The sequence below is a fragment of the Mesorhizobium waitakense genome (assembly GCF_056431085.1).
Map to the genome: position 1 here is coordinate 1 of NZ_JBWKME010000156.1, position 779 is coordinate 779.

Annotated in this window: 1 protein-coding gene; it reads right to left on the reverse strand. The window is 60.6% G+C overall.

Annotation, left to right across the window (positions count from 1 at the left end):
- Positions 1 to 779 (reverse strand): hypothetical protein (locus AC07FD_RS29550; RefSeq protein WP_478352714.1); only part of this gene is annotated, 779 nt, incomplete at both ends.

Here is a 779-nt window from a genome sequence, read left to right on the forward strand (position 1 = left end):
TCACAGTGCGCTCGACGCGGCGCGCTACAGACGCGCGGACCTCATCCCGGCTCATGGTTATAGCTGACCACCCTGTAGCAACATGCTGTTGAAAAATGGCGTTGGGCGAAAGCCCCTTTAGGCCGCTCTGCTTTCCGGTGGGCACGCTGTGATAGGCCTTTAGAAGACCGAAGAACGCCGGAACGAAATCTTCGAAGGTGCCATAGGGCGCAACCGTCCGGCCGATCGCCTCCTGGCGCTTGTTCATACGGTTGCCGGAAATCCAGCCCGGTACTGAGCTTAGATAGCGAGACTCGAAGTCCCCGAACCAGCGTTCGATTGGCTTTGCCGGGGCGTTGTAAGGCAAGGCGTTGACAACCCTCAGCGTGTGAGCCGGCCCATGGAATCCGGGCACCGTCGGTGTTCTTGCGGCGTCCAGGTACGTCGCGAATGCAAATTCCTTGCCGCTATCGATGTAGAGGGCTTCAGGCAGGCCAAAAGCAGGATGCTCCACCATGGCCGCGAAGACTTCGATCACGTCACGATTGTTGACGCCGCCGCGCTTGTCAAATGCGATCAGATCACACCAGACGCGGCCAGTCGCCCAATCGAGAAACGCGATCAACTTCGCTGTACAAATCGAGCCCTCAGCCCGCGTCAGATGGATGTCGATCGGGTGCACGTCTCCGACGACCAATTCCATCGGGCGCATGCCTTCGACAGAGCGCCGACCGCGCGGGCGGCTGCGCGCCGCGATGCCGAAACGCTCGAGCTTTGCCGTCGCCCAATTCGACACGCTG